Below are 24,849 nucleotides of genomic sequence, written 5' to 3'. Positions count from 1 at the left end.
TGCTGTGTGTTATCTTTTTTTTACCGGGTGGCAATATTAATAAAGATTTGCGCACCGATCAGCAGGCAATCGTCATCAACAAAATACGGATTGGCATGCAGATAGTTATTAATTCCTTTGGCTTTATTACCGCTGCCGAGGAAATACATGGCACCCAGTTTATCTTTGGTGGCATTAATCATATAGCTGAAATCTTCGCTGCCGGTCATCGGCTTACCGTTTGAATCAATATTTTCAGCCGGTAAGAAAGCGGCTGCCGCGTTTTTAATCACGTCTGCTGCCTGCGGATGGTTAATCACGGCCGGATAGCCACAGGCTTCCAGAGTGGTTTTAAAACCACCGGCTTCACTGCGGGCAACAATTTCTTTAAAGCTGGCTTTTAAGATCTTATCGGTTTCTTCATCCATAGAACGGATGGTGCCGCGTGCCTGCACGTAATCAGCCAGTGCATTCGGAATAGTACCGCCGTTGATCATACCGCAGCCGAAAACGGCCGGGCTGAAAGGATCGGTTTTCTTGGCGACGATATAATCCATGTAATCAATGATGCGGGTCGCTTCGCGGATTGCATCCAGTCCTTTGTGCGGAGTGGAGCCGTGCGCGGAAATGCCGTGTACGTCCAGCGTCCAGGCAGAGCCGTAAGAGGACATCACCCCGGCGTTAAAACGGATACAGCCGGTTTCAATCGCCGCGTCGTTATGCAGGCCGTAGACTTCATCCACGCCATCCATACAGCCCATTTCCACCATTTTATCCGCACCCGGCACACGCATATCTTCTTCTGCCATCTGGAAGATAAAACGGACGTTGTGGGTCAGCTCATCACGGTGTTCGCTGAGGTATTTTGCCGCAGTCAGGGCGATGGTCATATGGGTGTCATGGCCGCAGTTGTGGGCACAACCTTCGTGTACGGAACTGTGCTCGTTGCAGGTCATATCCGGCATTTCCAGGCCGTCGATATCGGTGCGGTAAGCAATCAGCCGGTATGCCGGGTTCACGGTCAGTTCAGCTGTAAAGCCGGTGTAGCCCTCAAACTGACGGATGGTGTAACCGAAGCTTTCCATCAGTTCGCGGCAGTATTTTGAGGTTTTATATTCTTCACCGGACAGCTCAGGGATTTTATGTAAATCCTGGCGCGTTTTCTTGCTGAACGCCTCAAGCGCAAAGAGTTTTTCACTGATATTGTATTTGTTGGTCATTACATTTACCCCGTAACTGAAACCGGTTTGTGTGCTGATAAAGAATCCCTGATGTAAGCGCGGGTATGACCGGAAACCGGTCATACCACAGCGCCGGCGCAACATGAGTACATTTTATTTTTACGAAAAGAATCTGCCTTCCGGAACCGGCGGGTTTCTGTCAGCAGTTGTTTTCGTTATTATTTGCAGGAGGGATTTTAACGTCAGTATTAAAAAAACGAGCGTGACGGAGATCGTGTTTATATCATATCAGTATTTCATGGTGCATGAATAATAACGATGATGTCTGTATTGAAATAATATTACACCGATGCAAATTCATTATTTAATTTATATTTATCAATGGGTTAATTTGATTTTCTATTTACGCTGATTTTATGTTTATTCCGGATGGAATATAAATTCATTCTCCGAAATAAAGATAATATAAATATTATTAAACAGAAATTAAGAGAAGTGTACTTATATATCATTGCGGTTGGTTTTGTATTATTCCGCCGAATCTCCGGCAATATCCTGAATTAGTACTGAAAATTTACCTTATTACTGGTGGTTTTATCTGCGGCAAGCCCGGGCTACACTGAAATGACAGGATAAACACACAGAGCAGGCCGGAATTGTTCTGTGCAGCACCTTATTACGAATCAGATTTATCACCAGTAAGAGGGAAGATTTACGATGAAGCAGACTGTAGCGGGTTATATCGCAAAAATGTTGGCGGATGCAGGAATCAACCGTATCTGGGGTGTCACAGGCGACTCACTGAACGGGTTGAGTGACAGCTTACGTAAACTGGGCAGCATTGAATGGATGGGCACCCGGCATGAAGAAGTGGCCGCGTTTGCCGCCGGGGCGGAAGCGCATCTGACCGGTAAACTGGCGGTATGCGCCGGTTCCTGCGGGCCGGGTAACCTTCACCTGATCAACGGATTATTTGATTGCCAGCGCAACCGCGTGCCGGTGCTGGCGATTGCCGCACATATTCCTTCCGGCGAAATCGGCAGCCACTATTTCCAGGAGACCCATCCGCAGGAGCTGTTCCGCGAGTGCAGCGTCTATTGTGAGCTGGTTTCCAATCCGGAACAGATCCAGCAGGTGCTCGGTATTGCCATGCGCAAGGCGATTCTGGAACGCGGCGTGGCCGTGGTGGTCATTCCGGGGGATGTGGCGTTAAGACCGGCTCCGGAATCGGCCCGTAATGTCTGGTATGAGCCGTCGCTGCCGCTGGTCATGCCGCAGCGGGATGAGCTGGTGAAACTGGCGGATGCCCTTAACGGCGCGAAAAATATCACACTGATGTGCGGGGCCGGATGTGCCGGGGCACATGATGAGGTTATCAAGCTGGCGGAAACCCTGAAAGCGCCGGTGGTGCATGCGCTGCGCGGGAAAGAGCATATTGAGTATGATAACCCGTACAGTGTCGGGATGACCGGGCTTATCGGCTTCTCCTCCGGTTATTATGCGATGGAGAACGCAGATACCCTGGTGCTGCTCGGCACGCACTTCCCGTACCGGGCGTTTTATCCGGCCAAAGCAAAGATTATTCAGGTGGATATCAACCCGGGCAGCCTCGGCGCGCACTGCGCGGTGGATATGGCGGTTATCGGGGATATCAAAGCCACACTTAATGCCATTCAGCCGCGCTTGCAGGCCAAAGAGGATCGCACCCATCTGGATGCGGCACTGAAACACTATCAGACCGCCCGCAGTGACCTCGATGCACTGGCAACCGCAAGCAAACGGGAACTGATCCACCCGCAGTATCTGGCGAAAAAAATCAGCGAACTGGCGGATGACGATACCGTTTTCACCTGTGATGTGGGCACGCCGACAGTATGGGCAGCACGTTACCTCACTATGAACGGCAAACGGCGGCTGATTGGGTCCTTTAACCACGGCTCGATGGCAAATGCCATGGCGCAGGCTATCGGTGCTCAGGCACTTGATCGCAAACGTCAGGTGGTGGCAATGTGCGGTGACGGCGGATTCAGTATGCTGATGGGGGATTTTATTTCCCTGGCACAGATGCAGTTGCCGGTGAAAATTGTCATCTTTAACAACAGTGTACTGGGATTTGTTGCGATGGAGATGAAAGCAGGCGGTTACCTGACTGACGGAACTGATCTCCATAACCCGGATTTTGCTGCGATGGCCAATGCCATGGGGATCAAAGGAATACGGGTTGAAGACAGCGAATCACTGGATGATGCACTGAAAACCGCATTTGCCCATGACGGCCCGGTTCTGGTGGATGTAGTGACCGCCAAACAGGAACTGGCCATGCCGCCGGAAATTAAGTTTGAACAGGCCAAAGGCTTCAGTCTGTATATGCTGCGTGCGATTATTAACGGGCGCGGTGATGAGATTGTGGAACTGGCAAAAACCAACTGGCTGCGCTGAGTCAGCAGAGAGGAAAAATGCCGCATGTGCGGCATTTTTTTTGCTCAGTACCCGGCGGCGGATTCCTGCCGCCACAGATGCGCCGCTATCAGTGCCCGCCAGGGGGCAAAATCCGCCAGCCACGCCTGAGTTTCATCCGCGGTTATCTTCTCATCCCGCATCAGCAGGCGCTGCAGATTGCGCCGCACCGCAACATCACCGTGCAGTGAGCCGTTCAGATAGTTAAATCCGCGCAGCAGGGCATAACTGACGGTCCAGGTACCGATACCTTTAATGGCGGTCAGAGAGGCGGAAACTGTATCCGCATTATCCGGCGTCACCACGTCAGGCAGCATCAGTTTCCCGCTTGCCAGCTGTTCGCTCAGTGCCAGCAGCGCATGGGCTTTACCGGCAGAAAAACCGCAGCTGCGCAGTCCGTCAAAATCGGTCTGTAAAATATGTGCCGCATCCGGGTAGCACAACAGCCCGGAGGAGTGGCGCAGACTGATATGCTGAATCAGGCGGCGGCGGATGGATATCGCGGCCTGTACACTGATTTGTTGTCCGATAATCGCCCAGTTAATCGCTTCAAACGGCGTGGCGGACTGGTAGATCCTCAAACCTTTCTGCCGCCGGATCAGCGGCCCGGCCAGCGGGTGATCCTGATATTGTGCCTCAAATTCTTCAACCGGCTGGATCAGACCGAGCATATGCCGGGCGAGATGATGCATCCGCGCCCCGTCTTCCGGCAGAATGGCCGGGCCGTCAGTACTGAGGGTGACGCCGGCTTCCCCGGCGCGGATTTCAAGTGTCAGTAAAGCTGGATGGCCGTGCAGGCAAATACCTTTCATCACCCGGTTTTCTGTGACCTGTTCAGCCACATGGTGGTTATCACGTAAATGAAATGCGAGAAAATCCGCGGTATGATAAGGCTCCGGTAACGGAACAGTAATCGTTAACTTTTTGTTATTTATCAACTTCTCATACCTCAGATCGGTGCGGTCAACTGATCGGATTATAGCCGTTTTTGCTTCCGGCCGTATAATTTTGGCCAAAATATCTGTTTACAGAATAATAGGTGGATTATTCTGAATGAAAGACACATGCGAAGTATGGTACTTATACGTATGAACAAATGAGTTTAATTTCAGCACATTCATTTTTTACAGTACTTCGTTTGGCATAACCGGGACAAAAGCAGAGGTTATTGTTGCCACAATGAATATAATTGACGCCCGAAGTTCTTATGTCCCCCGGAAGGAGTGTTCCGCCGGAGACTATTACAGCACAGCAGCACAACTCAGAGCGGATAAAGGCATTACCGATGGATATAAAACAATATTACCTTGAGGTTGCGGAAGGTAAAGGTAAGAGGATGACGTCGGAGGTAGTGGCATTCCCTCCCTCGCGGCTTAACCTCGCAGAGTTAGAAGAGCGTCTGGCATCACAAACCTTTTTCACACAGGGTGATATTGAATACGCAGAACATGATGAAAACAGCTTTTATTACAGCTGTCATTATGGCGATGAAGAACTGCTGTTTCTGGTGTCACTGGCCCCGCGGGCACCGGAACTGGAGATCAATCCTTACTATTCAACGGACCCGCTTTCTGCCGCACTGCTGGCTGAAGTTAACCAGACCGTGCAGGACATTTATGTTGAGTGCCTTTTGCAGAATGACGTACTGAAGAGTTACCGGCATCAGCTGAAGATGGTACAAATTCTGGTGCCGGATTTACTGCTGGGTATTGATATTTCAGCAGCCGGACGCGGATTTACCCGTGAGTGGCTCAATTTTCAGCTGGAAAATGACGTGCAGCTGAACATCGAGTCTCTGTATACCATTCATGCTATCTATGACACGGAAAATACCCCGCCGACCATGTACTGGTTCCATACACACGGCCTGCTGCGCTGCGGCATCCCTGAAGTGGAACTCTTGCTGCCGCATACCATTAATGCGTACTACGGTATTCCTGATCTGCTGCGCAGTTTTATCGGACAGAGCCTCAATGAAGGCAAAGTACTGTTCAATGAGCCTATGTTGTGCGGACAGACTGAAAAACAGCTGGAATATATTGTGGCGCTGCCTTACCAGGAAGGTATTCGTCAGATCAACAAAAATACGCCAATCGACCAGCTGAAATCATTGGAAGATATTGATTATTCTCACGATAATATGCCGGAAAATGAGTTTCTTGGTGATCGCGGCGACCGTGATGATCAGCATGACCATCCGTCCTGCATGTTGTTCCGGGTGAATGAAAGTTCGCCGGAGTTACAGACATTTTTCCGTGGTTTCGACGATGATGCCGCCATCATGTTTTATCGCCCGAACAGTGAAACTCACGAAATGGCGGTAAAAGCCCGGTTGCGCTGGCACTATTTTGCCCAGATGTTTACAGAGTACGGGCAGCCGGAGGCCAAAGCGAAAAAAGGTTTGTTCGGCGGGTTGTTCGGTAAAAAAGCCCGTGATGATGAGGACGAAAATCCGTGGGTATTTATGGTCAAATGCGGCATTCCGTACGGGGATGAGGATGACCTGGAACACATGTGGTTTATCCCGGAAACCCTCGATAATGATGTCTTTACCGGTAAACTGATTAACCATCCGTTCTATGTGAAAGAGATGGAAGAGGGCGGTGTGTATCCGCTGAATACCGCGATGCTCACCGACTGGAATATCTATTTTTCCGGTGAGAAATATACCCCGGACACGATCTATCAGCTTCTCAGCCCGGCACAGGTGCACTGAGAACAACCGGTCCGGAAAAGCGCTGAAAAGCGCTTTTTTTGTGTCTGCTGTTTTGTGCAGTAACCCACGTTATTAATACATACTAAATTATGTTGTTGCTGCTTTTTTTTTGTTCCGGCTATAATCAATGATCACCTGTTCATGGTGGTTACATATCCTGAAAAAACAATAAATTACATTATTATTTGTTATGCATTATCTGTTATGGAGTGCATTATGCCTGATATTACGTCATTGTTTGCATTTGCTCTGGTTGCGCTGGGAATGGTATTAACGCCGGGCCCTAATATGATTTATCTGATCTCCCGTTCACTCTGTCAGGGAAAGCGGGCGGGATATATTTCTCTTGCGGGTGTCGGTCTGGCATTTATTTTTTATATGCTGAGTGCGGCGTTCGGGATCACGGCTCTCTTTCTGGCAGTTCCTTATGCTTATGATGTCCTGCGTATCGCAGGTGCATTATATCTGCTTTATCTGGCCTGGCAGGCAGTAAAACCCGGCGGCCGCTCTGCATTTTCAGTACGGGAACTGCCGGAAGATAAGCCCAAAAAACTGTTCACGATGGGGTTTCTGACCAGTATTGCGAACCCGAAAGTGGCAGTGATGTATCTGTCGCTGCTGCCGCAGTTTATTGTGCCGGGACACGGCAGTGTGCTGGTGCAGTCTCTGGCGCTCGGAACAACTCAAATTATGATCAGCCTGACAGTAAACGGACTGATTGTTCTGATGGCGGGATCGGTTTCTGTATTTATGACAGGCCGCCCGTTCTGGCAGGTTGTGCAGCGCTGGCTGATGGGAACGGTACTGGCCGGACTGGCTGTCCGGATGGCACTGGAATCCCGGCGCTGAGGTGATAAAAAAACAGACCGGCTTTGTGAGCCGGTCTGTGTTGTTACCTTACTGTTCTTCCCGGCGGAGCCACTGCTCCACCTGACGCTGTTCTTCCTGTGTAAGCCACATCCCCAGCTTGGTTCTGCGCCAGAGTGCGTCTTCTGCGGTGATCACCCATTCGTGCTGTACCAGATAGCGCAGTTCGGCTTCATACAGGTTATGGCCGAATAACTGTCCGAGGTCGTTGAGAGACTGTGCATCACCGATGATTTTTTCTGTCTGACTGCCGTAGGTACGGGCAAGGCGCAGCGCCAGTCCGTTCGGCAGCCATGACCAGCGTCCGGTGAGTGTCCGTGCATAGTCGTCACGGCTCAGGCCGTTCAGTTCACCGCCTGTCAGTACCGCCTGTTTTGTCCATGCTTTCCCGGCCTGCGGATAGTAGGCCGCCAGTTTATCCAGTGCGTGTTCGCCCAGCTTGCGGTAAGTCGTGAGTTTCCCGCCAAAGACCGACAGCAGTGGTGTCTGCCCGTTATCATCATGCAGATCGAGCGTGTAATCGCGGGTGATTGCCTGCGGTGAATCCGATTCATCATCACACAGCGGGCGGACACCGGAGTATGTCCAGCGGATATCGTCGCGGGTCAGGGTTTTTCGGAAGTGGTCGTTATAGACATCCAGCAGATAATTAATTTCGTTATCATCGATTTTAACGTCTGCCGGATCACCGTGATATTCCACGTCGGTGGTGCCGATAATGGAAAATTCATCCATCCACGGGATAACAAACACAATACGGTGATCTTCGTTTTGCAGAATATAGGCCTGCGGCTCGTCATGCGCACGCGGTACCACAATATGGCTGCCTTTGATAAGACGGATACCGTAAGGGGATTTGAGCTGTAACCCGTCATCAAAGAAGGTTTTCACCCACGGCCCGGCGGCATTGACCAGTCCTTTTGCCTGCCAGCGCAGCGTCCCGCCGGTCAGGACATTCTCCGCTTCCACCTGCCATAAGCCGTTTTCGCGCCATGCGCGGGTGACTTTTGTCCGTGTACGGACTTCGCCGCCCTGACGCACAACTTCCTGTGCATTCAGCACCACCAGACGGGCGTCATCCACCCAGCAGTCGGAGTATTCGAATCCTTTTTTAAATTCTGCTTTCAGCGGGGAGGCATTGCTGAACGTCAGGCCGCGGCTGCCCGGCAATGTGGTACGTTTGCCGAGATGGTCATACAGAAACAGCCCGGCGCGGATCATCCATGCCGGACGCAGATGTGGCTGATGCGGCAGGCGGAAACGCATCGGAAAGGCGATATGCGGTGCCATTTTTAACAATACTTCACGTTCAGCCAGCGCTTCGCTCACCAAACGAAACTCATAATGTTCGAGATAGCGCAATCCGCCGTGGATCAGTTTTGAACTGGCCGATGAGGTGGCACAGGCCAGATCCCGGGCTTCCAGCATCAGTACTGACAACCCGCGTCCGGCAGCATCAGCGGCAATTCCCGCGCCGTTGATTCCGCCCCCGATAACGATCAAATCTTTCGTTTCCATCCTCACTCCCGCATGACCATATTTGTTCTTTAATGTTCGTTATCGCTCATAATAGTTCAATGTGAACGATATTCCAACATTCAGGACATAAAAAAACGTTCTCCGTGACACGGATAACAATTTGTTAGCATATCCATACAAAAAGTAATGAATTAAGGCGGAGAAGAAAAGAGGGTGAAATACCGCGCCACCGGGCAGTGACGCGGGTGGAGAAAATCAGCAGACTTCGAGCTGTACCTGTTGCTCACCGAGAATTTTGATGATGCTTTCCGGCGGGCGTTTGTCGGTAAACAGGCAATCAATCAGCCCCATATTTCCGAGGTTAACCATGGCGTTACGGCCGAATTTGGAATGGTCGGTAACGAGCATCACACAGCGGGAGTTTTCAATAATCGCCCGTTTGGTGCGGACTTCGTGATAATCAAATTCCAGCAGGGAGCCGTCAGTATCAATACCGCTGATCCCGAGAATACCGAAATCCAGACGGAACTGAGAGATAAAATCGAGCGTGGCTTCGCCTACAATTCCGCCGTCGCGGGAACGGACTTCGCCGCCGGCCAGGATCAGACGGAAATCGTCTTTTGCCATCAGCAGGGTGGCGACATTCAGGTTATTGGTGACGATGCGCAGATTTTTGTGTTCCAGCAGTTCATGCGCAACAGCTTCCGGCGTGGTGCCGATATCAATAAACAGTGTGGCGCCATCCGGGATCAGTGCCGCGACGCGGCGCGCAATCCGGCGTTTTTCATCCGACCACATGCTTTTCCGTTCATGATACGCGGCATTCACCGAGCTGGACGGCTGTGCCGCCCCGCCGTGGTGACGGTGAATTTTATTCTGTTCTGCCAGCTCATTGAGATCACGGCGGATGGTCTGCGGGCTGACCTTAAAGTATTCGACCAGCTCTTCTGTGCTGACATAGCCCTGTTTACTGACTAACTCAACGATAGCATCGTGACGCTGTGTTTGTTTCACAAAATCCCCCGGTCAGATCAATACCACCGCATAGTCAGGATCGTGCCGTGACAGGCGGTGGTGGTGTCATATTGTCATTATTATTCAGGCCGCCCGGCGGCGGTTATCCCATACAGCCATCAGCAGGCCGGTCGCCAGACCGGACGCATGTGCCATATTTGCGATCGGTATTGTACCAAATAAATCAAAATAACCGATAACCAGCCATAATACGGAGAACATCATCATGGCGGCGGGCAGATAAATACCAGCCGACGGATTACGTGCGCCGGTGTACCAGACATAACCGATCAGCGCGAAGACCACGCCGGATAAGCCGCCGAAAGATGAACCGCTGAAAAAGGATTGCGCCCAGCAACTGACCAGGGCAGAGATTAGGGTGATCACCAGCAGCCGTCCGCTGCCGAGCTGTTTTTCCACCTGGCTGCCGAGATACCACCACAGCGCCAGGTTCATCAGAAGATGCGTCAGACCAAAATGCAGGAAAACCGGGCTTATCCACCGCCACAGTTCACCCTGCTGGTCAGGCTGCGGCCATGCCAGATAGTCCATCACCGCGTCAGTACCGCTTATCTGCATCCACAGAAAGACCAGTGCACACAGTACCGTGACAGCGATAGTCAGCGGCCCGGCCGGCGTCACCAGATTGCTGAAGACGCGGGAAGCCGGATAGCGGAACGGGGAATCGGTTTCACCGGATTCCCAGCTGGCCGCGAGATAGCGTTTGTTCATCGGATCACGCATAAAGGTGTCCAGCTCAGACTGTGTCTGCGCCAGCTTGCTTTCGTCTTCGAGCCACAATTCCGCACCGCGCCCTTCGCGGGTGGCACGCATGGTAAGCTCAATATCCCGCGAGGCCATATAATCAATAAATGACTGGGCAATCCGCGGGTTGGCGATGGTGATCAGATAAACCATATAGCTGTCCGTTGTTAAGCGAGTGACCTGACTGTGTCCGGGTAGTTGCGCAACCAGGCTTCAAAGCCGCCGTTGATGCTGTATACCGTTTCATAGCCGACATTAAGCAGATACTGAGCCGCGCCCTGACTGCTGTGCCCATGGTAACACATGACCATAACCGGCTGCTCATAATCTGTCTGATCCATGAAGGTGTTTACGGTGTCGTTTGTCAGGTGAAATGCGCCGTCAGTGTGACCGGCACGGAAGCTTTGCGGATCACGGATATCAACCAGGACAGCGCCGTTCTGCTGCCAGAGTTCATACGCCGTATCCGGTGTGATTAAGCGGATTTGTTCCATAATGGTTTTTCGTATGCAGGTGAATATCAGCGGTGACAGAGCACCGCCGGAAACCCGCCCGGCAGTTCACCGGACGGTATATATCACGGCCGTGCGATATCCGGCCGGTACAGCACTATCAGTAAACAGCGCTGTCAGTAATAAGAGTGTTCGCCGCGCTGATGTTCAGTCAGGTCTTTAACGCCTTTCAGTTCACCGGCAAACATATTCAGTAACTCTTTTTCGATCCCTTCCTTCAGAGTGACATCGACCATTGAGCAGCCGTTACAGCCGCCGCCGAACTGGAGGATGGCATAGCCTTCATCCGTGATTTCCATCAGGGAAACACGGCCGCCGTGTCCGGCCAGCTGCGGGTTGATCTGAGATTGCAGGACATATTCGACACGCTCGATCAGCGGAGCGTCATCAGCCACTTTACGCATTTTGGCGTTCGGGGCTTTTAAGGTGAGCTGAGAGCCGAGCTGATCGGTCACGAAGTCGATCACGGCTTCGTCAAGGAACGGCGCGCTCAGTTCATCAACATAGGCGGTCAGCTGCTCAAACGGCAGCGCGGTATCGGTCGCTTCCACAGCGTCAGGCGGACAATAAGAGACTCCGCATTCCGCATTGGGAGTGCCCGGGTTAATAACAAAAACACGGATTTGTGTGCCGGGTTCCTGGTTGGCAAGCAGTTTGGAAAAATGTGCCTGCGCAGCGTCAGTAATAGTAATCATAACATTGCCCAAAAATAGTTGACTGTTCCGGTTGGTTATAATACGCCCATTTGCGGGTTCACTACAAGGTGCGGCAAAGGCACCACACCCGGACTGCCGCCGCACCCGCACGAATGAGCAATTCAGACAGCGCTGTCATGGTCGCCCCTGTTGTGATGACATCATCGGCCAGCGCAATATGCAGTCCGCGGACATCCCGGGTTAAGGCAAAAGCAGAAGGCAGGTTTGTCAGGCGCTGCGTGCGGGACAGCATCCGCTGGCTCAGTGTAGCACGGGTACGGATAAGGCCGGAACTGTCATAAGGACAGCGCAGCCATTTTGCCAGCGGGCGGGCGATAAGGTCGCTCTGATTAAACCCGCGCCGCCATTGCCGGTAACGGTAAAGCGGTACACTGAGCAGTAAATCCGGCTTCGGATATTCCCCCGCGCGGTAAGCTGCCAGTACCCGGAGCAGCAGCAGTCGTGCCAGCGCACGGGCAATGTGGGTCTGCCCGCTGTATTTGAGGCGGTGAACCAGGGCGGCCAGCGGCGGCTGATAGCCGGTCACCGCCAGCAGGCTTTGCCACGGCGGCGGCGTCTGCAGACAACGGCCGCACTCCGGCTCCGGGGTTACCAGCGGCAGGCCGCATCTCCGGCAGACCGGCGGCATTTCCGGGAGTCCGCGCATGCAGAATCCGCAGATACCGTGTGCGGCAATTGCCAGCGGCTGATTGCACAGCAGGCAGTAATTCTCAATAATAACCATCCGTCTTCCCTCCGGATAAATAAGGAAACAATAACGATGGCTACGCTTTTTTGGCAGCAGAGCGGACAGGGTTCGCGCGATCTTGTGCTGTTACACGGCTGGGGACTGAACAGCGAAGTATGGAACAGCATTGAAATGCGGCTCGCACCGCATTTCCGTATTCACAAGGTTGACTTACCGGGTTACGGGCGCAGTCAGGAATTTGGTGAGATGTCACTGACGGAGATGTCGGATACCGTATTCGCGCAGATGCCGGAAAAGGCAGTGCTGGCAGGCTGGTCGCTGGGCGGGCTGGTGGCTGCGGATATTGCGCTGCGTTATCCGCAGGCGGTGAGTCATCTGGTGACAATCTGTTCGTCGCCCTGTTTTAGTGCGCAGGAGGAAGATGGCTGGCCGGGAATTAAGCCCACTGTTCTGAGCGGTTTTCAGCATCAGCTGGCAACAGATTTTCAGCACACCGTGGAGCGTTTTCTGGCATTGCAGACACTGGGAACCGCCAGTGCGCGTCAGGATGCCCGCACACTGAAATCCGTCGTACTGGAACAGCCGATGCCGGATGCGGCAGTACTGAATGCCGGACTGGAAATTCTGAGAACCGCCGATCTGCGCGGCGGACTGACGACCCTGACGATGCCGTTCCTGCGGATTTACGGCTATCTGGACGGGCTGGTGCCGCGTAAAGTGGCATCACTGCTGAATGAACAACTGCCGTCATCTCCTTCCGTGATTATGCGCAACAGTGCACATGCGCCTTTTATTTCACATCCGGATGAGTTTTGTGAGGTACTGACGGGGTTTGTTAAATAAAAAAATACCCGCACAGTGGCGGGTATTTTTATGAACGGATCTGATACACCTTTGTATCGCAGCCCTGACTTTCCGGGCACTGTTTGCAACTGCTGCTCAGGCAACTGCTGACATCCACGGCCTCAATTTTTCCCATGGCTGCCAGCTTTTCCATCATGGCCTGTACCAGGGTTTCCGGGGTATTCAGCTGGTGGCTGAGGAGCCGGGCATCTGCCCGGCCGTTCAGAGCAATGGCGTCACGTACTGCGATCAGGCTGATCATGTCCGTGTCCTTTTATCAGTGACACTCGTTGCCGGAGCAGCCACCGCAGCGGCTGTGTGCATCACGGCGGAAGCCGCTGAGATTCACCCGGCTGCGTGTGCGGCGCAGCAGCGCAAACAAAATCAGGTTGAAAATCACCACCACAGCGATAATCACAGAACTGCTGCCCGGATGCGCACTGAATGTGGCTGCCTGATAGAACAGTGCGGCCAGTGAGTAAGCCACGTTCAGACCCCACAGGATAGAGAACGTCATCCAGCCGCGGCTGGTTTCACGGGCGATAGCCCCCATCACAGACACACACGGTACATACAGCAGTACAAAGATCAGATAGCTGTATGCGGCGACACCAGAACCAAATTTCGCGGCCATGGTACCCATGGTGCCGCCATCCATTTCACCGTCACCTTTACTGGCTTCGATCGGGTTGGACAAGGCTGCGAACGTGAACGTATCTGCCAGTGAATCCAGGGTTTCATTGACAGCATCACCCAGCTCACCCCATAAATCGAAAGCTTCCGGATCAAACGGTTCGTTGGTGATACTCTCGGCGGTGTAGAGGGTGTTCAGTGTCCCGACCACCACTTCTTTCGCCATCGCACCGGTGATCAGACCGACAGTCGCCTGCCAGTTATCATTGGTTACACCAATCGGGCTGAGCAGCGGAGTGACCACTTTACTGACCGAAGCCAGTGCGGAATCATTGATGCTGTCCGCCGGTTTGCCGGAGAAACTGAAGCTGTTCAGTGCACCGATCACCATACTGGCGACAATAATTACTTTACCCGCACGTACCACAAATCCTTTCAGGCGCTGCCAGGTCTGCATAAACAGGGTTTTCATATGCGGCACATGGTACACCGGCAGTTCCATCACAAACGGTGAGGCTTCCCCGCGCATGATAGTGTGCTTGAGCAGCAGACCGGTGAGGATAGCCACCACAATCCCGAGGATATACAGGGAGAATACAATGCTTGCGCCGCTTTTGCCGAAGAACGCCGCGGCGAAAACCGCAAAGATTGCCAGCCGTGCCCCGCAGGACATAAACGGTGCCATCAGGACGGTGATCAGCCGCTCACGCGGCGCATCCAGGGTTCTGGCACCCATAATGGACGGCACGTTACAGCCGAAACCGACAATCAGCGGCACAAAGGATTTGCCCGGCAGTCCGAGCGCCTGCATCAGTCTGTCCATCACAAATGCAGCGCGGGCCATATAACCGGAATCTTCCAGGAAGGAGAGGAACAGGTACATCATCCCGATTTGCGGCACCAGCGGCAGCACGGTGTTGATACCACCGCCGACCCCCTGGGCGAGGAAGATGGTCAGCCAGTCCGGGAAGCCGAGGGTGATCCCCAGCCATTGTGTCCCGTTAATGAAAATGGCTTCCGAACCGCCTTCAAACAACGGCTGCAATGCCCCGCCGATATTGATGGCAAGCACGAACATCAGATACATCACAAACAGGAATACCGGCACGCCCAGCCAGCGGTTGAGGACAATTCTGTCCATCGAGGCGGTCAGTTTGTTCGGCTCGGAATGGCTGTTATCAATGGTTTTTTCGCAGATATCCGCAATCGTCTGGTAGCGGGCATCCGCAATCACCAGTTCCGGCTCTTCCTGCTGCTGTGCCTGCATGGCGTCACGGACAGACTGTACATGCTCCGGGGTGAAACCGGCGCGGGCCTGGCTGTAGATATCCCCTTCCAGACTTTGCAGTGCCAGCCAGCGGCGCTGTGTGGCACTGAATTCCTCTGCGGGAATAGATTGTGCGAGGCTGTTCATGCTGTCGAGCAGTGCCGCCGGATAGTTCACCAGCACGTCATGTGGTGCCATTGAGTGTTTATCGATCGCCGCTTTCAGCTCACAGATACCGGACGCGCGGGTGGAAACCAGCGGGATGACCGGGCAGCCGAGACGTTCTGACAGGGCTTTGATATCAATATTGATATTCGCTTTATCAGCGATATCCAGCATATTGAGGGCAATAATGCAGGGAACACCCAGTTCCAGCAGCTGCAGTGTCAGATAAAGGTTACGCTCGAGGTTGGATGCGTCGACGACATTAATCAGCATGTCCGCTTCACCGCTGAGGATAAAGTGACAGGCAATTTGTTCGTCTAAGGACGTTTGCTCGGAGATGGTGGTCAGTGAGTAGGTACCGGGCAAATCCACCAGCTCAATCTTGTGTTCCGGTGTGGTGAAATAACCGATTTTCCGTTCCACGGTCACACCGGCCCAGTTGCCGACGCGTTGTTTGGAACCGGTTAACTGGTTGAACAGCGTGGTCTTCCCTGAATTGGGATTACCGATGAGTCCCAGGGTGAGTGCTTTCATAGTGTCATATGCCAATCAATAAATACAAACCCCTCCTGCCGGCGGCAGAAGGAAAGAAGTGAGTCAGCGCGGGATGTGCGGCGGGTTATACCTGCACGTCATCAAGCATCAGCAGCGCCAGGTCTTTTTTTCTGAGCATCAGGTTGACGTGCCGGGTTTCGATTTGGATCGGATCGCCCAGCGGTGCGCTGCGGATCACCCGGAAAACGGAGCCGGGCAGCATGCCCAGAGACAATAATTTCTGACGGTATGCCGGGCTGATTTGCCCGGAAAAGCCCAGAATTTTATAACTGTGTTGTGGCTGAAGTGTCATAAAGGCTCCGGTTAACCATGCAAAAAGGAATGATATTGCAAATGATTATCGCACGAACAGTCCGGCAGAAAAATATCCTTACAAACTTAATTGATACTGTAAATGCAAATCATAACCAACAATGTTTTACCTATTTAGCCCGAAAAGTAACCAGTGAAGTTTGATGTATATCAAGATATCCGGCGTATAAAACAATTGAGAGCAGATATTTCACGTATTGATTTACGTTAGTAACAATTTTTACCACTGATTAACGCAATACACGACTAACGGGAGGGGAAAGTACGGGCAGCAGGCGCTGCCGCGTACAGGATACAGAGGGGAGTTACTTACGCTTACCGAAAGCGGCGGCGAGGGCATCACCCATCGCGCTGTTGCCGGCAGAGGTGTCACTGTTACCGTTACGGGCAGGGCGGCTGTTCTGCCGTTTTTCCGCCCGTGGCTTATCACTGCCGCCGCCGCGGCGGGCTGCCGTTTCCGGCTCCTCATCCATCCGCATGGTCAGCGCGATACGCTTACGGGCGATATCCACATCCAGCACTTTGACGCTGACAATATCCCCGGCTTTCACCACAGTATGCGGATCTTCCACATAGCGGTTTGCCAGCGAGGAGATATGCACCAGTCCGTCCTGATGAACACCGATATCCACAAAAGCACCGAAATTGGTCACGTTGGTGACCGCGCCTTCCAGTACCATACCCGGACGCAGGTCATTCATGGTTTCAATGCCATCGGCAAAGGTCGCGGTTTTGAACTCCGGACGCGGGTCACGGCCGGGTTTCTGCAGCTCTTTGAGGATGTCAGAAACCGTCGGCACACCGAATTGTTCAGTAACAAAGTCCTGCGCTTTCAGGTTACGCAGCACATCACTGTTACCCATCAGGTCGCTGAGGGTTTTTTCTGTGGCCTGAAGGATTTTTTCCACTACCGGATAGGCTTCCGGGTGAACAGTGGAGGCGTCCAGCGCATTTTTTCCGCCCGCGATACGCAGGAATCCGGCACACTGCTCAAAGGCTTTCGGGCCGAGACGTGCGACTTTCAGCAGTTGTTTGCGGTCAGCAAAACGGCCGTTTTCATCACGCCAGTCAACAATATTCTGTGCAATGACTTTGCTCAGTCCGGCAACGCGGGTCAGCAGGGCGACAGAGGCGGTGTTGAGGTCAACGCCGACGGCGTTTACGCAGTCTTCCACCACCGCATCCAGCTTGCGGGCGAGTTGTGTCTGACTGACATCATGCTGATACTGGCCGACCCCGATGGATTTCGGGTCGATTTTTACCAGCTCAGCCAGCGGATCCTGTAACCGGCGGGCGATAGAAACTGCCCCGCGCAGTGAGACATCCAGATCCGGAAACTCTGCCGCCGCCAGTTCTGACGCGGAGTAAACTGAGGCTCCGGCTTCGCTGACGATCACTTTCTGGGCTTTGATATCCGGGAACTGTTTCTGCACATCCGCAAAGAAACGCTCGGTTTCGCGGGAGGCGGTACCGTTACCGATAGCCACCAGTTCAACATGGTATTTCAGGCAGAGTGCCGCGACTGACGCCGCTGCTTTGGCGGTCTGTCCGGTGTGCGGATAAATGGTGTCAGTGGCCAGCACTTTACCGGTGGCATCCACCACCGCCACTTTCACCCCGGTACGCAGACCCGGGTCCAGTCCCATCGTCGCGCGCATACCGGCCGGTGCCGCCATCAGTAAATCACTGAGGTTACGGGCGAAGACATTAATGGCCTCATCTTCTGCTTTTTCGCGCAGCGCGGCCATCAGTTCGGTTTCGAGGTGCAGCAGCACTTTCACCCGCCATGTCCAGCTCACCACTGCTTTGCGCCAGCTGTCTGCCGGGGCATTGTTAAAGCGGACACCGAGGTAATCGCGGATGAGTTCTTCGCAATAGCTCTCTTTCGGCGGCTCTTCACACTGCGGATCAGCATTGAGGGAGAGTTGCAGAATCCCCTCATTGCGGCCGCGGAACATCGCCAGGGCGCGGTGTGACGGGACATTGGCAATTGGTTCGTGGTGATCAAAATAATCACTGAATTTTGCGCCTTCCGCTTCTTTGCCGCTGATCACAACGGAAACCAGGTGCGCATTACGCCACAGGTAATCACGGACTTTTCCCAGCAGACCGGCATCTTCCGCGAAACGCTCCATCAGAATGTAGCGTGCACCGTCAAGGGCGGCTTTGGTGTCTGCCACGCCTTTTTCGCTGTCAATATAGGTGGCGGCGAGGGTTTCCGGGGTCTGTGACGGATCCTGCCACAGCGTGTCTGCCAGCGGTTCCAGACCGGCTTCCGCCGCAATCTGTCCGCGTGTGCGGCGCTTGGGTTTGTAAGGCAGGTAGAGGTCTTCCAGCTCTGTTTTGCTGAGAGTACCGTTAATCGCCCCCGCCAGTTCAGGGGTCAGTTTGCCCTGTTCCTCAATGGATTTGAGGATGGTCTGACGGCGGTCGTTCAGTTCGCGCAGGTAGCTGAGACGGGTTTCCAGCTGACGCAGCTGAGTATCATCCAGGCCGCCGGTAACTTCTTTCCGGTAGCGGGCGATAAAAGGGACAGTATTTCCCTCATCCAGCAGGGTAATTGCGGCGGTGACCTGGCGGGTTTGTGCCTTCAGTTCACCGGCAATAATCTGGCTCAGAGATTCATTCATCATGATATTCTTTCCGGCTGCGATAAATTGACGTAAAAAAATTTCAGGGGACAGTTATACGTGTTCAAAACGGGAATTACCAGCCGATATAAAGTAATATAAATGAATTATGCATTGCTGTTATCTTTCAGAAAATGCATTTAGTATTACAATTTATTTAAATAATTTATTTTTTGTTTAGGTAACATATGGCAAAAAGTAACCTGATTACCCGTGAAGGATGGGATGCGCTGGATCAGGAGTTAAAATATCTCTGGAAAACAGAACGCCCGCAAGTCACTCAGGCAGTGTCAGAAGCCGCTGCGCAGGGTGATCGCTCGGAAAATGCCGAGTATATATACGGAAAGAAACGTCTGCGTGAAATTGACAGACGCGTGAGGTTTCTTTCAAAACGTCTGGATAATTTAAAAATAGTTGAGCCGGACCCCCGCCAGGAAGGAAAAGTATTTTTCGGGGCGTGGGTGGAGCTGGAAAATGATGATGAAGAAATTCAGACTTTTCGCATCGTCGGACCTGATGAATTTTCACCGGCAAAGAAATGGATTTCAGTTGATTCCCCTGTGGCCCGGGCATTAATCGGAAAACAGGCGGAAGATGAAGTAACGGTAATAACACCTAACGGTGAAGTGAATTATGTCATTTTGTCTATCCGCTATCAGCCGATTGCTGAATAGGCACAATTAATCTGAAGAGTTGCATGAAAAAATGAACCCGGGAGTCAAACATGCAGGAAAGTTATAAGATCCTTGTCGTTGATGATGACATGCGTCTGCGTGCGCTGCTTGAGCGCTATCTGAGTGAGCAGGGTTTCCAGGTCCGTACCGCCGCAAACGCGGAACAAATGGATCGTCTGCTGACGCGCGAATCAATTCATCTTATTGTCCTGGATCTGATGTTACCGGGCGAGGACGGGCTGTCTATCTGCCGCCGTCTGAGAAGCCAGAATAACCCGATTCCGATCATTATGGTGACGGCGAAAGGGGAAGAAGTGGATCGTATCGTCGGGCTGGAAATCGGTGCGGATGATTATATTCCGAAACCGTTTAACCCGCGTGAACTGCTGGCACGTATCCGTGCGGTGCTGCGCCGTCAGGCGAATGAACTGCCGGGTGCGCCGTCCCAGGATGACGCGGTGATTCAGTTCGGTAAGTTCCGGCTGAACCTCGGTACCCGCGAGATGTTCCACGAAGATGAAAACATGCCGCTGACCAGCGGTGAGTTTGCCGTACTGAAAGTGCTGGTGTCACACCCGCGTGAACCGCTGTCCCGCGATAAGCTGATGAGCCTGGCGCGCGGCCGTGAATACAGTGCGATGGAACGTTCAATCGACGTGCAGATTTCCCGTCTGCGCCGCATGATTGAGGAAGATCCGACACATCCGCGTTATATCCAGACCGTCTGGGGACTGGGTTACGTCTTCGTTCCGGACGGCAATAAAGCATGAAGCGGCTGCGGTTCTCGCCGAGAAGTACCTTTTCGCGCTCGTTATTTCTGGTCATCTTCCTGTTGTTTGCAACTATAACAACAAGTTATCTGGCCGTAGTGAACTTTATTGTCATGCCCAGTCTGCAACAGTTTAACCGGGTTCTGGCTTATGAAGTGCGCACACTGATGAGCGAAAAAATGGTGCTGAAGGACGGAACCGCAGTACGTGTTTCGCCGGCACTGCGTAAGAAAATTTATGAAGAGCTGGGCATTACCTTTTTTACCGAAGAAACAGCTGATGAGGGCGGATTGCGCTGGGCGCGTCATTTTGAATCCCTCAGTAAACAGATGAGTCATTATCTGGATGGCTATGCGGATGTCCGGCTGGAAGTCAGCCGTGATTATCCCGTGCTGTGGCTGAACTCCTATATTGCTCCGGATGTCTGGGTGAGAGTGCCGCTGACTGAAATTGGTCAGGATCAGTTCTCGCCGGTCTTCCGTTATATTTTTGCCTTTCTGCTGATTGTCTTTGCCGGGGTCTGGTTATTTATCCGTTATCAGAACCGCCCGCTGACCGAGCTGGAATCCGCCGCGCGGCAAATCGGAACCGGGGGGCCGCTGGTCCCCGTTCGGGAAGCCGGCGCCGCGGAAGTGCGCTCGGTGATCCGTTCGTTTAACCAGATGTCCCGCGATATCAAAACGCTGGAGCAGGATCGTACTGTCCTGATGGCCGGTGTCAGTCATGACCTGCGCACGCCGCTGACGCGCATCCGTCTGGCAACGGAAATGATGAGCCCGGAGGATGACTATCTGGCGGAATCCATCAACAATGATATCGAAGAGTGTGATGGTATCATTGAGCAGTTTATGGCGTATCTGCGTACCGGCCGTGAAATGGAGATGGTGCATCTGGAACTGACATCTGTCCTTAATGAAGTGACTGAAGCGCACATCCACTCGGATGTCACACTTCAGAATGATGTTATTCAGGCACCGGTTTATCTCACCGGTAACCCGATTGCGATTAAACGCGCGCTGGGTAATATGCTGGTGAATGCCACCCGCTACGGTAACGGCTGGATACGTGTCAGCAGTGGTCTGGATGCGCATTTTGCCTGGTTTCAGGTGGAGGATGACGGCAACGGTATTGATGAGGCGGATATCCCGCATCTGTTCCAGCCGTTTGTGCAGGGTGAAAAAGCGCGCAGCAATAAAGGTACCGGATTGGGGCTGGCTATTCTGCGCCGTATTGTGGATGCGCATGACGGTAAAATTGAGGTCGGCCGCAGTCAGCGCGGCGGATTCCGTATCCGCGTGATGCTGCCGCTGCCGGATGACAGAGACGATTAATTATTATGACAGCCGCATGTCATCGTCATGTGGCTGTCATAAATCCCTGAGGTAAGCGATTATCCCGGGGATTTTGTTTTTAATCTCAATAAAATCAGTTTGTTGGTTGTGTATCCTGTTTTTGTTCTTTCGCATCATTTTTCCGCTTTTGTGTTCCCGCGCACCTGCAGTGTCATAAAACTGTCATATAACCTACATATTATTGTCACCAGATTGTCCTATTTTCCCTCATGTTCCGACATTAACCAGATACAACGTTTATCGTCATTATCTATAAATCCCGTCAGGAGGGATCATGAAACCGATGCGTACCGCAGTAGCCACTGTTATGGCAGCGACACTTTCTCTCTCTGCATTTTCTGCATTTGCCGCGACCAGTCTGACCGGGGCGGGTGCAACATTCCCTGCGCCGGTGTATGCGCAGTGGGCTGATACTTACCAGAAAGAAACCGGTAACAAAGTCAACTACCAGGGGATTGGCTCCTCCGGCGGCGTGAAGCAGATTGTCGCCAACACTGTTGATTTCGGGGCGTCAGATGCGCCGCTGTCCGAAGATAAACTGGCCGCTGATAACTTATTCCAGTTCCCGACCGTAATCGGCGGTGTGGTACTGGCCGTCAACTTGCCGGGTCTGAAGTCCGGTGAACTGGTGCTCGACGGTAAAACCCTGGGTGATATCTACCTGGGTAACATCAAAAAATGGAATGACCCGGCAATTACCAAACTGAACCCGTCAGTGAAACTGCCGGATCAGGATATCGCGGTTGTCCGCCGTGCGGATGGTTCCGGCACCTCGTTCGTCTTCACCAGCTACCTGTCCAAAGTCAGCCCTGACTGGAAAGAGAAAGTCGGCGCAGGCTCTACCGTTAACTGGCCGGTCGGTCTGGGCGGTAAAGGTAACGACGGTATTGCGGCCTTTGTTCAGCGTCTGCCGGGCTCTATCGGTTACGTGGAATACGCCTACGCCAAACAGAACAAACTGGCTTACACCAAGCTGATTTCTGCGGACGGCGATGCGGTATCCCCGACCGGTGAAAGCTTCAGTAACGCAGCGCGTAAAGCAGAGTGGACAAAAAGCTTCGCTCAGGATCTGACTAACCAGCCGGGTCCGAACGCATGGCCGATTACCTCCACCACTTTCATCCTGGTCCACACCAATCAGAAAGATGCCGCCAAAGGGCAGGAAGTTCTGAAATTCTTTGACTGGGCATACAAGAACGGCGGTGAGCAGGCAGAAAAACTGGATTATGCAGTACTGCCGCAGGAAGTGATTGAACAAGTCCGTGCATCATGGAAAACCAGTGTCAAAGACAGCAGCGGTAAGCCGCTGTACTGATACGGCAGATGATGAAGTGATTTTGAATTACCAGTAATTGATCCCCCCGTACCGGGGGGATCTGTGTTAAAGACGGAAGCGACTATGGCCGAACTGAACACGGCAATGAAACCACCCGGCAAACGCGGCGACCAATTTTTCAGTGCCCTGGTAAAACTGGCGGCGCTGATTACGCTGTTGTTGCTGGGCGGTATTATTATTTCACTGATTATTGCGTCCTGGCCGAGTATTGAAAAATTCGGCTTAGGTTTCTTATGGAATAAAGAGTGGAACCCGCCGGCGGAAGAGTACGGGGCACTGGTACCGATTTACGGCACCATCGTGACCTCAGTTATCGCACTGCTGATTGCCGTCCCGGTGAGTTTCGGGATCGCGCTGTTCCTGACAGAACTGTCTCCTAACTGGCTGCGCCGCCCGCTGGGTATCGCAATCGAACTGTTAGCGGCTATTCCGAGTATCGTTTACGGCATGTGGGGACTGTTTGTCTTTGCCCCGTTATTTGCCACTTATTTCCAGCAGCCGGTCGGCGAGGTGATGTCCAGCATCCCGATTGTCGGCGAGCTGTTCTCCGGCCCGGCATTCGGTATTGGTATTCTGGCGGCGGGTGTTATCCTCGCCATTATGATAATCCCTTATATTGCCTCGGTTATGCGTGATGTGTTCGAGCAGACACCGGTGATGATGAAAGAATCGGCTTACGGCATCGGCTGTACCACCTGGGAAGTGATCTGGCGGATTGTACTGCCGTACACCAAAAACGGGGTGATCGGCGGCGTGATGCTGGGTCTGGGGCGCGCCCTGGGGGAGACCATGGCGGTGACCTTTATCATCGGTAACACCTATCAGCTGGACAGCTTCTCGCTGTATATGCCGGGCAACAGTATTACCTCGGCACTGGCGAACGAATTCGCCGAAGCGGAATCCGGGCTGCATACCGCAGCACTGATGGAGCTGGGGCTGATCCTGTTTGTCATCACCTTTATCGTCCTTGCTATCTCCAAATTTATGGTGATGCGTCTGAATAAGAAAGAGGGGCGCTGAGATGGCTGAAATGAATATTCAACAACCGAAAGTGGATATCAGCGCACGGCAGAAACGTCAGTACTGGCGCCGTCAGAAAAACCGTATTGCTCTGTTCTTATCCATGTCCACGATGGCATTCGGGCTGTTCTGGTTAATCTGGATCCTGTTCTCGACAGTCACCAAAGGGATGGACGGCATGTCGCTGGCGCTGTTCACCGAAATGACACCACCGCCGAATACGGAAGGCGGGGGTCTGGCGAACGCCATTGTCGGTTCCGGCCTGCTGATTTTATGGGCTACGGTTATCGGGACACCGCTGGGCATTCTCGCCGGGGTTTATCTGGCGGAATACGGCCGTAAATCCTGGCTGGCGGAAGTGACCCGTTTTATTAACGATATTTTATTATCCGCACCGTCGATTGTGGTCGGGCTGTTTGTTTACACCATTGTGGTGATGCAAATGCAGCACTTCTCCGGCTGGGCGGGGGTGATTGCCCTGGCGCTGTTACAGATCCCGATTGTTATCCGTACCACGGAAAACATGCTGCGTCTGGTGCCGGACAGCCTGCGTGAAGCGGCGTATGCCCTCGGCACACCGAAATGGAAAATGATTTCAGCGATTACCCTGAAAGCCTCGGTTTCCGGGATTATCACCGGGGTGCTGCTGGCGATTGCCCGTATTGCCGGGGAAACGGCACCGCTGCTCTTTACCTCCCTCTCCAACCAGTTCTGGAGTACGGATCTGATGCAGCCGATTGCCAACCTGCCGGTCACTATCTTCAAGTTTGCCATGAGTCCGTTTGCGGAGTGGCAGAGTCTGGCCTGGGCGGGTGTTCTGCTGATCACACTGTGTGTGCTGTTAATTAATATCGTGGCGCGTGTGCTGTTTGCGAAGAAAAAGCACTGATTAAATGACTGCGGATGAATGAGAGAGAG

The 24,849-nt window shown here is 52.8% G+C and carries 22 protein-coding genes; 10 read left to right on the top strand and 12 right to left on the bottom strand.

Annotated elements, in window-relative coordinates:
• Positions 1-20: 20 nt before the first annotated feature.
• On the bottom strand, positions 21-1,199 hold the full coding sequence (locus AAZR23_RS14755) for a M20 metallopeptidase family protein (protein ID WP_052927232.1): 1,179 nt from the start codon (positions 1,197-1,199) through the stop codon (positions 21-23).
• Positions 1,200-1,877: 678 nt separating this feature from the next.
• Between AAZR23_RS14755 and poxB the strand changes: the two genes are divergently transcribed.
• On the top strand, positions 1,878-3,599 hold the full coding sequence (gene poxB, locus AAZR23_RS14750; protein ID WP_052927178.1) for a ubiquinone-dependent pyruvate dehydrogenase: 1,722 nt from the start codon (positions 1,878-1,880) through the stop codon (positions 3,597-3,599).
• A gap of 44 nt (positions 3,600-3,643) precedes the next feature.
• Here the strand turns inward: poxB and AAZR23_RS14745 are convergent, their stop codons facing one another.
• On the bottom strand, positions 3,644-4,555 hold the full coding sequence (locus tag AAZR23_RS14745; protein ID WP_434693426.1) for a DNA-3-methyladenine glycosylase 2: 912 nt from the start codon (positions 4,553-4,555) through the stop codon (positions 3,644-3,646).
• A gap of 347 nt (positions 4,556-4,902) precedes the next feature.
• On the opposite strand from AAZR23_RS14745, the gene AAZR23_RS14740 reads away from it, so the two are divergent.
• Entirely contained in the window at positions 4,903-6,333 is a 1,431-nt protein-coding gene (locus tag AAZR23_RS14740; RefSeq protein ID WP_434693424.1) for a DUF4026 domain-containing protein, read from the top strand.
• 216 nt (positions 6,334-6,549) lie between these two features.
• Positions 6,550-7,182: a LysE family translocator gene (locus AAZR23_RS14735; protein ID WP_046895088.1), complete on the top strand. Its 633-nt coding sequence runs from the start codon at positions 6,550-6,552 to the stop codon at positions 7,180-7,182.
• A 48-nt stretch (positions 7,183-7,230) separates the two neighbouring features.
• On the opposite strand, the gene glpD is transcribed toward AAZR23_RS14735, so the two are convergent.
• From glpD to gntX, 6 genes are all read right to left on the bottom strand, one after another.
• Entirely contained in the window at positions 7,231-8,718 is a 1,488-nt protein-coding gene (gene glpD, locus AAZR23_RS14730) for a glycerol-3-phosphate dehydrogenase (protein WP_434693422.1), read from the bottom strand.
• A gap of 216 nt (positions 8,719-8,934) precedes the next feature.
• Positions 8,935-9,693 carry a DeoR/GlpR family transcriptional regulator gene (locus AAZR23_RS14725; protein ID WP_046895030.1) on the bottom strand — a complete coding sequence of 253 codons (759 nt, stop codon included), beginning with the start codon at positions 9,691-9,693 and terminating at the stop codon, positions 8,935-8,937.
• Between the two features lie 84 nt (positions 9,694-9,777).
• On the bottom strand, positions 9,778-10,611 hold the full coding sequence (gene glpG / locus AAZR23_RS14720) for a rhomboid family intramembrane serine protease GlpG (protein ID WP_218427164.1): 834 nt from the start codon (positions 10,609-10,611) through the stop codon (positions 9,778-9,780).
• 14 nt (positions 10,612-10,625) lie between these two features.
• Complete coding sequence (glpE, locus tag AAZR23_RS14715) at positions 10,626-10,952, bottom strand: thiosulfate sulfurtransferase GlpE (RefSeq protein WP_004237957.1); 327 nt, start codon at positions 10,950-10,952, stop codon at positions 10,626-10,628.
• A 134-nt stretch (positions 10,953-11,086) separates the two neighbouring features.
• A complete protein-coding gene (gene nfuA, locus AAZR23_RS14710) occupies positions 11,087-11,665 on the bottom strand; it encodes a Fe-S biogenesis protein NfuA (protein ID WP_004237958.1) in 579 nt (192 codons plus the stop codon).
• 61 nt (positions 11,666-11,726) lie between these two features.
• Positions 11,727-12,410, bottom strand: a complete 684-nt coding sequence (gene gntX, locus AAZR23_RS14705) for a DNA utilization protein GntX (RefSeq protein ID WP_434693417.1) — start codon at positions 12,408-12,410, stop codon at positions 11,727-11,729.
• A 36-nt stretch (positions 12,411-12,446) separates the two neighbouring features.
• On the opposite strand from gntX, the gene bioH reads away from it, so the two are divergent.
• A complete protein-coding gene (bioH, locus tag AAZR23_RS14700; protein WP_434693414.1) occupies positions 12,447-13,217 on the top strand; it encodes a pimeloyl-ACP methyl ester esterase BioH in 771 nt (256 codons plus the stop codon).
• 28 nt (positions 13,218-13,245) lie between these two features.
• On the opposite strand, the gene AAZR23_RS14695 is transcribed toward bioH, so the two are convergent.
• The 4 genes from AAZR23_RS14695 to AAZR23_RS14680 form a co-directional block, all read right to left on the bottom strand.
• Entirely contained in the window at positions 13,246-13,479 is a 234-nt protein-coding gene (locus tag AAZR23_RS14695; RefSeq protein WP_046895025.1) for a FeoC-like transcriptional regulator, read from the bottom strand.
• A gap of 15 nt (positions 13,480-13,494) precedes the next feature.
• Complete coding sequence (feoB, locus tag AAZR23_RS14690; protein WP_052927183.1) at positions 13,495-15,816, bottom strand: Fe(2+) transporter permease subunit FeoB; 2,322 nt, start codon at positions 15,814-15,816, stop codon at positions 13,495-13,497.
• A gap of 85 nt (positions 15,817-15,901) precedes the next feature.
• Complete coding sequence (feoA, locus tag AAZR23_RS14685; RefSeq protein ID WP_186725358.1) at positions 15,902-16,129, bottom strand: ferrous iron transporter A; 228 nt, start codon at positions 16,127-16,129, stop codon at positions 15,902-15,904.
• Positions 16,130-16,454: 325 nt separating this feature from the next.
• Positions 16,455-18,782, bottom strand: coding sequence for a Tex family protein (locus AAZR23_RS14680; protein WP_052927184.1), 2,328 nt, complete (start codon positions 18,780-18,782; stop codon positions 16,455-16,457).
• 185 nt (positions 18,783-18,967) lie between these two features.
• Here AAZR23_RS14680 and greB point away from each other — a divergent pair, with 185 nt between their 5' ends.
• The 6 genes from greB (at position 18,968) to pstA (ending at position 24,820) form a co-directional block, all read left to right on the top strand.
• Complete coding sequence (gene greB, locus AAZR23_RS14675) at positions 18,968-19,453, top strand: transcription elongation factor GreB (protein ID WP_052927185.1); 486 nt, start codon at positions 18,968-18,970, stop codon at positions 19,451-19,453.
• 50 nt (positions 19,454-19,503) lie between these two features.
• The gene (gene ompR, locus AAZR23_RS14670; protein ID WP_046895021.1) at positions 19,504-20,223 is read left to right on the top strand and encodes an osmolarity response regulator transcription factor OmpR; all 720 of its coding nucleotides are present in this window, start codon (positions 19,504-19,506) and stop codon (positions 20,221-20,223) included.
• Entirely contained in the window at positions 20,220-21,554 is a 1,335-nt protein-coding gene (gene envZ, locus AAZR23_RS14665) for a two-component system sensor histidine kinase EnvZ (protein ID WP_166706823.1), read from the top strand. The genes ompR and envZ overlap by 4 nt, the downstream gene beginning before the upstream one ends.
• A gap of 295 nt (positions 21,555-21,849) precedes the next feature.
• Positions 21,850-22,890, top strand: coding sequence for a phosphate ABC transporter substrate-binding protein PstS (gene pstS / locus AAZR23_RS14660; RefSeq protein WP_107679888.1), 1,041 nt, complete (start codon positions 21,850-21,852; stop codon positions 22,888-22,890).
• Between the two features lie 84 nt (positions 22,891-22,974).
• Positions 22,975-23,931: a phosphate ABC transporter permease PstC gene (gene pstC / locus AAZR23_RS14655; protein WP_434693407.1), complete on the top strand. Its 957-nt coding sequence runs from the start codon at positions 22,975-22,977 to the stop codon at positions 23,929-23,931.
• 1 nt (position 23,932) lies between these two features.
• Positions 23,933-24,820, top strand: coding sequence for a phosphate ABC transporter permease PstA (gene pstA, locus AAZR23_RS14650; RefSeq protein WP_107679889.1), 888 nt, complete (start codon positions 23,933-23,935; stop codon positions 24,818-24,820).
• The last annotated feature ends 29 nt before the right edge of the window (positions 24,821-24,849 follow it).

Source organism: Morganella sp. Je.2.23, from assembly GCF_051129855.1.
GTDB classification, from domain to species: Bacteria; Pseudomonadota; Gammaproteobacteria; order Enterobacterales; family Enterobacteriaceae; genus Morganella; species Morganella sibonii.
Note: the sequence above shows the minus strand (reverse complement) of the source record. Positions and strands in the feature narration are given on the sequence as shown.

Excerpts from the sequence above, each read along its gene's own strand:
- glpD (WP_434693422.1), bottom strand. The coding sequence starts at position 8,718 with ATGGAAACGAAAGATTTGATCGTTATCGGGGGCGGAATCAACGGCGCG.
- AAZR23_RS14695 (WP_046895025.1), bottom strand. The coding sequence starts at position 13,479 with ATGATCAGCCTGATCGCAGTACGTGACGCCATTGCTCTGAACGGCCGG.
- pstC (WP_434693407.1), top strand. The coding sequence starts at position 22,975 with ATGGCCGAACTGAACACGGCAATGAAACCACCCGGCAAACGCGGCGAC.
- AAZR23_RS14740 (WP_434693424.1), top strand. The coding sequence starts at position 4,903 with ATGGATATAAAACAATATTACCTTGAGGTTGCGGAAGGTAAAGGTAAG.
- AAZR23_RS14735 (WP_046895088.1), top strand. The coding sequence starts at position 6,550 with ATGCCTGATATTACGTCATTGTTTGCATTTGCTCTGGTTGCGCTGGGA.
- envZ (WP_166706823.1), top strand. The coding sequence starts at position 20,220 with ATGAAGCGGCTGCGGTTCTCGCCGAGAAGTACCTTTTCGCGCTCGTTA.
- bioH (WP_434693414.1), top strand. The coding sequence starts at position 12,447 with ATGGCTACGCTTTTTTGGCAGCAGAGCGGACAGGGTTCGCGCGATCTT.
- glpE (WP_004237957.1), bottom strand. The coding sequence starts at position 10,952 with ATGGAACAAATCCGCTTAATCACACCGGATACGGCGTATGAACTCTGG.
- poxB (WP_052927178.1), top strand. The coding sequence starts at position 1,878 with ATGAAGCAGACTGTAGCGGGTTATATCGCAAAAATGTTGGCGGATGCA.
- feoB (WP_052927183.1), bottom strand. The coding sequence starts at position 15,816 with ATGAAAGCACTCACCCTGGGACTCATCGGTAATCCCAATTCAGGGAAG.
- pstS (WP_107679888.1), top strand. The coding sequence starts at position 21,850 with ATGAAACCGATGCGTACCGCAGTAGCCACTGTTATGGCAGCGACACTT.
- AAZR23_RS14755 (WP_052927232.1), bottom strand. The coding sequence starts at position 1,199 with ATGACCAACAAATACAATATCAGTGAAAAACTCTTTGCGCTTGAGGCG.
- pstA (WP_107679889.1), top strand. The coding sequence starts at position 23,933 with ATGGCTGAAATGAATATTCAACAACCGAAAGTGGATATCAGCGCACGG.
- nfuA (WP_004237958.1), bottom strand. The coding sequence starts at position 11,665 with ATGATTACTATTACTGACGCTGCGCAGGCACATTTTTCCAAACTGCTT.
- greB (WP_052927185.1), top strand. The coding sequence starts at position 18,968 with ATGGCAAAAAGTAACCTGATTACCCGTGAAGGATGGGATGCGCTGGAT.
- AAZR23_RS14680 (WP_052927184.1), bottom strand. The coding sequence starts at position 18,782 with ATGATGAATGAATCTCTGAGCCAGATTATTGCCGGTGAACTGAAGGCA.
- ompR (WP_046895021.1), top strand. The coding sequence starts at position 19,504 with ATGCAGGAAAGTTATAAGATCCTTGTCGTTGATGATGACATGCGTCTG.
- feoA (WP_186725358.1), bottom strand. The coding sequence starts at position 16,129 with ATGACACTTCAGCCACAACACAGTTATAAAATTCTGGGCTTTTCCGGG.
- glpG (WP_218427164.1), bottom strand. The coding sequence starts at position 10,611 with ATGGTTTATCTGATCACCATCGCCAACCCGCGGATTGCCCAGTCATTT.
- gntX (WP_434693417.1), bottom strand. The coding sequence starts at position 12,410 with ATGGTTATTATTGAGAATTACTGCCTGCTGTGCAATCAGCCGCTGGCA.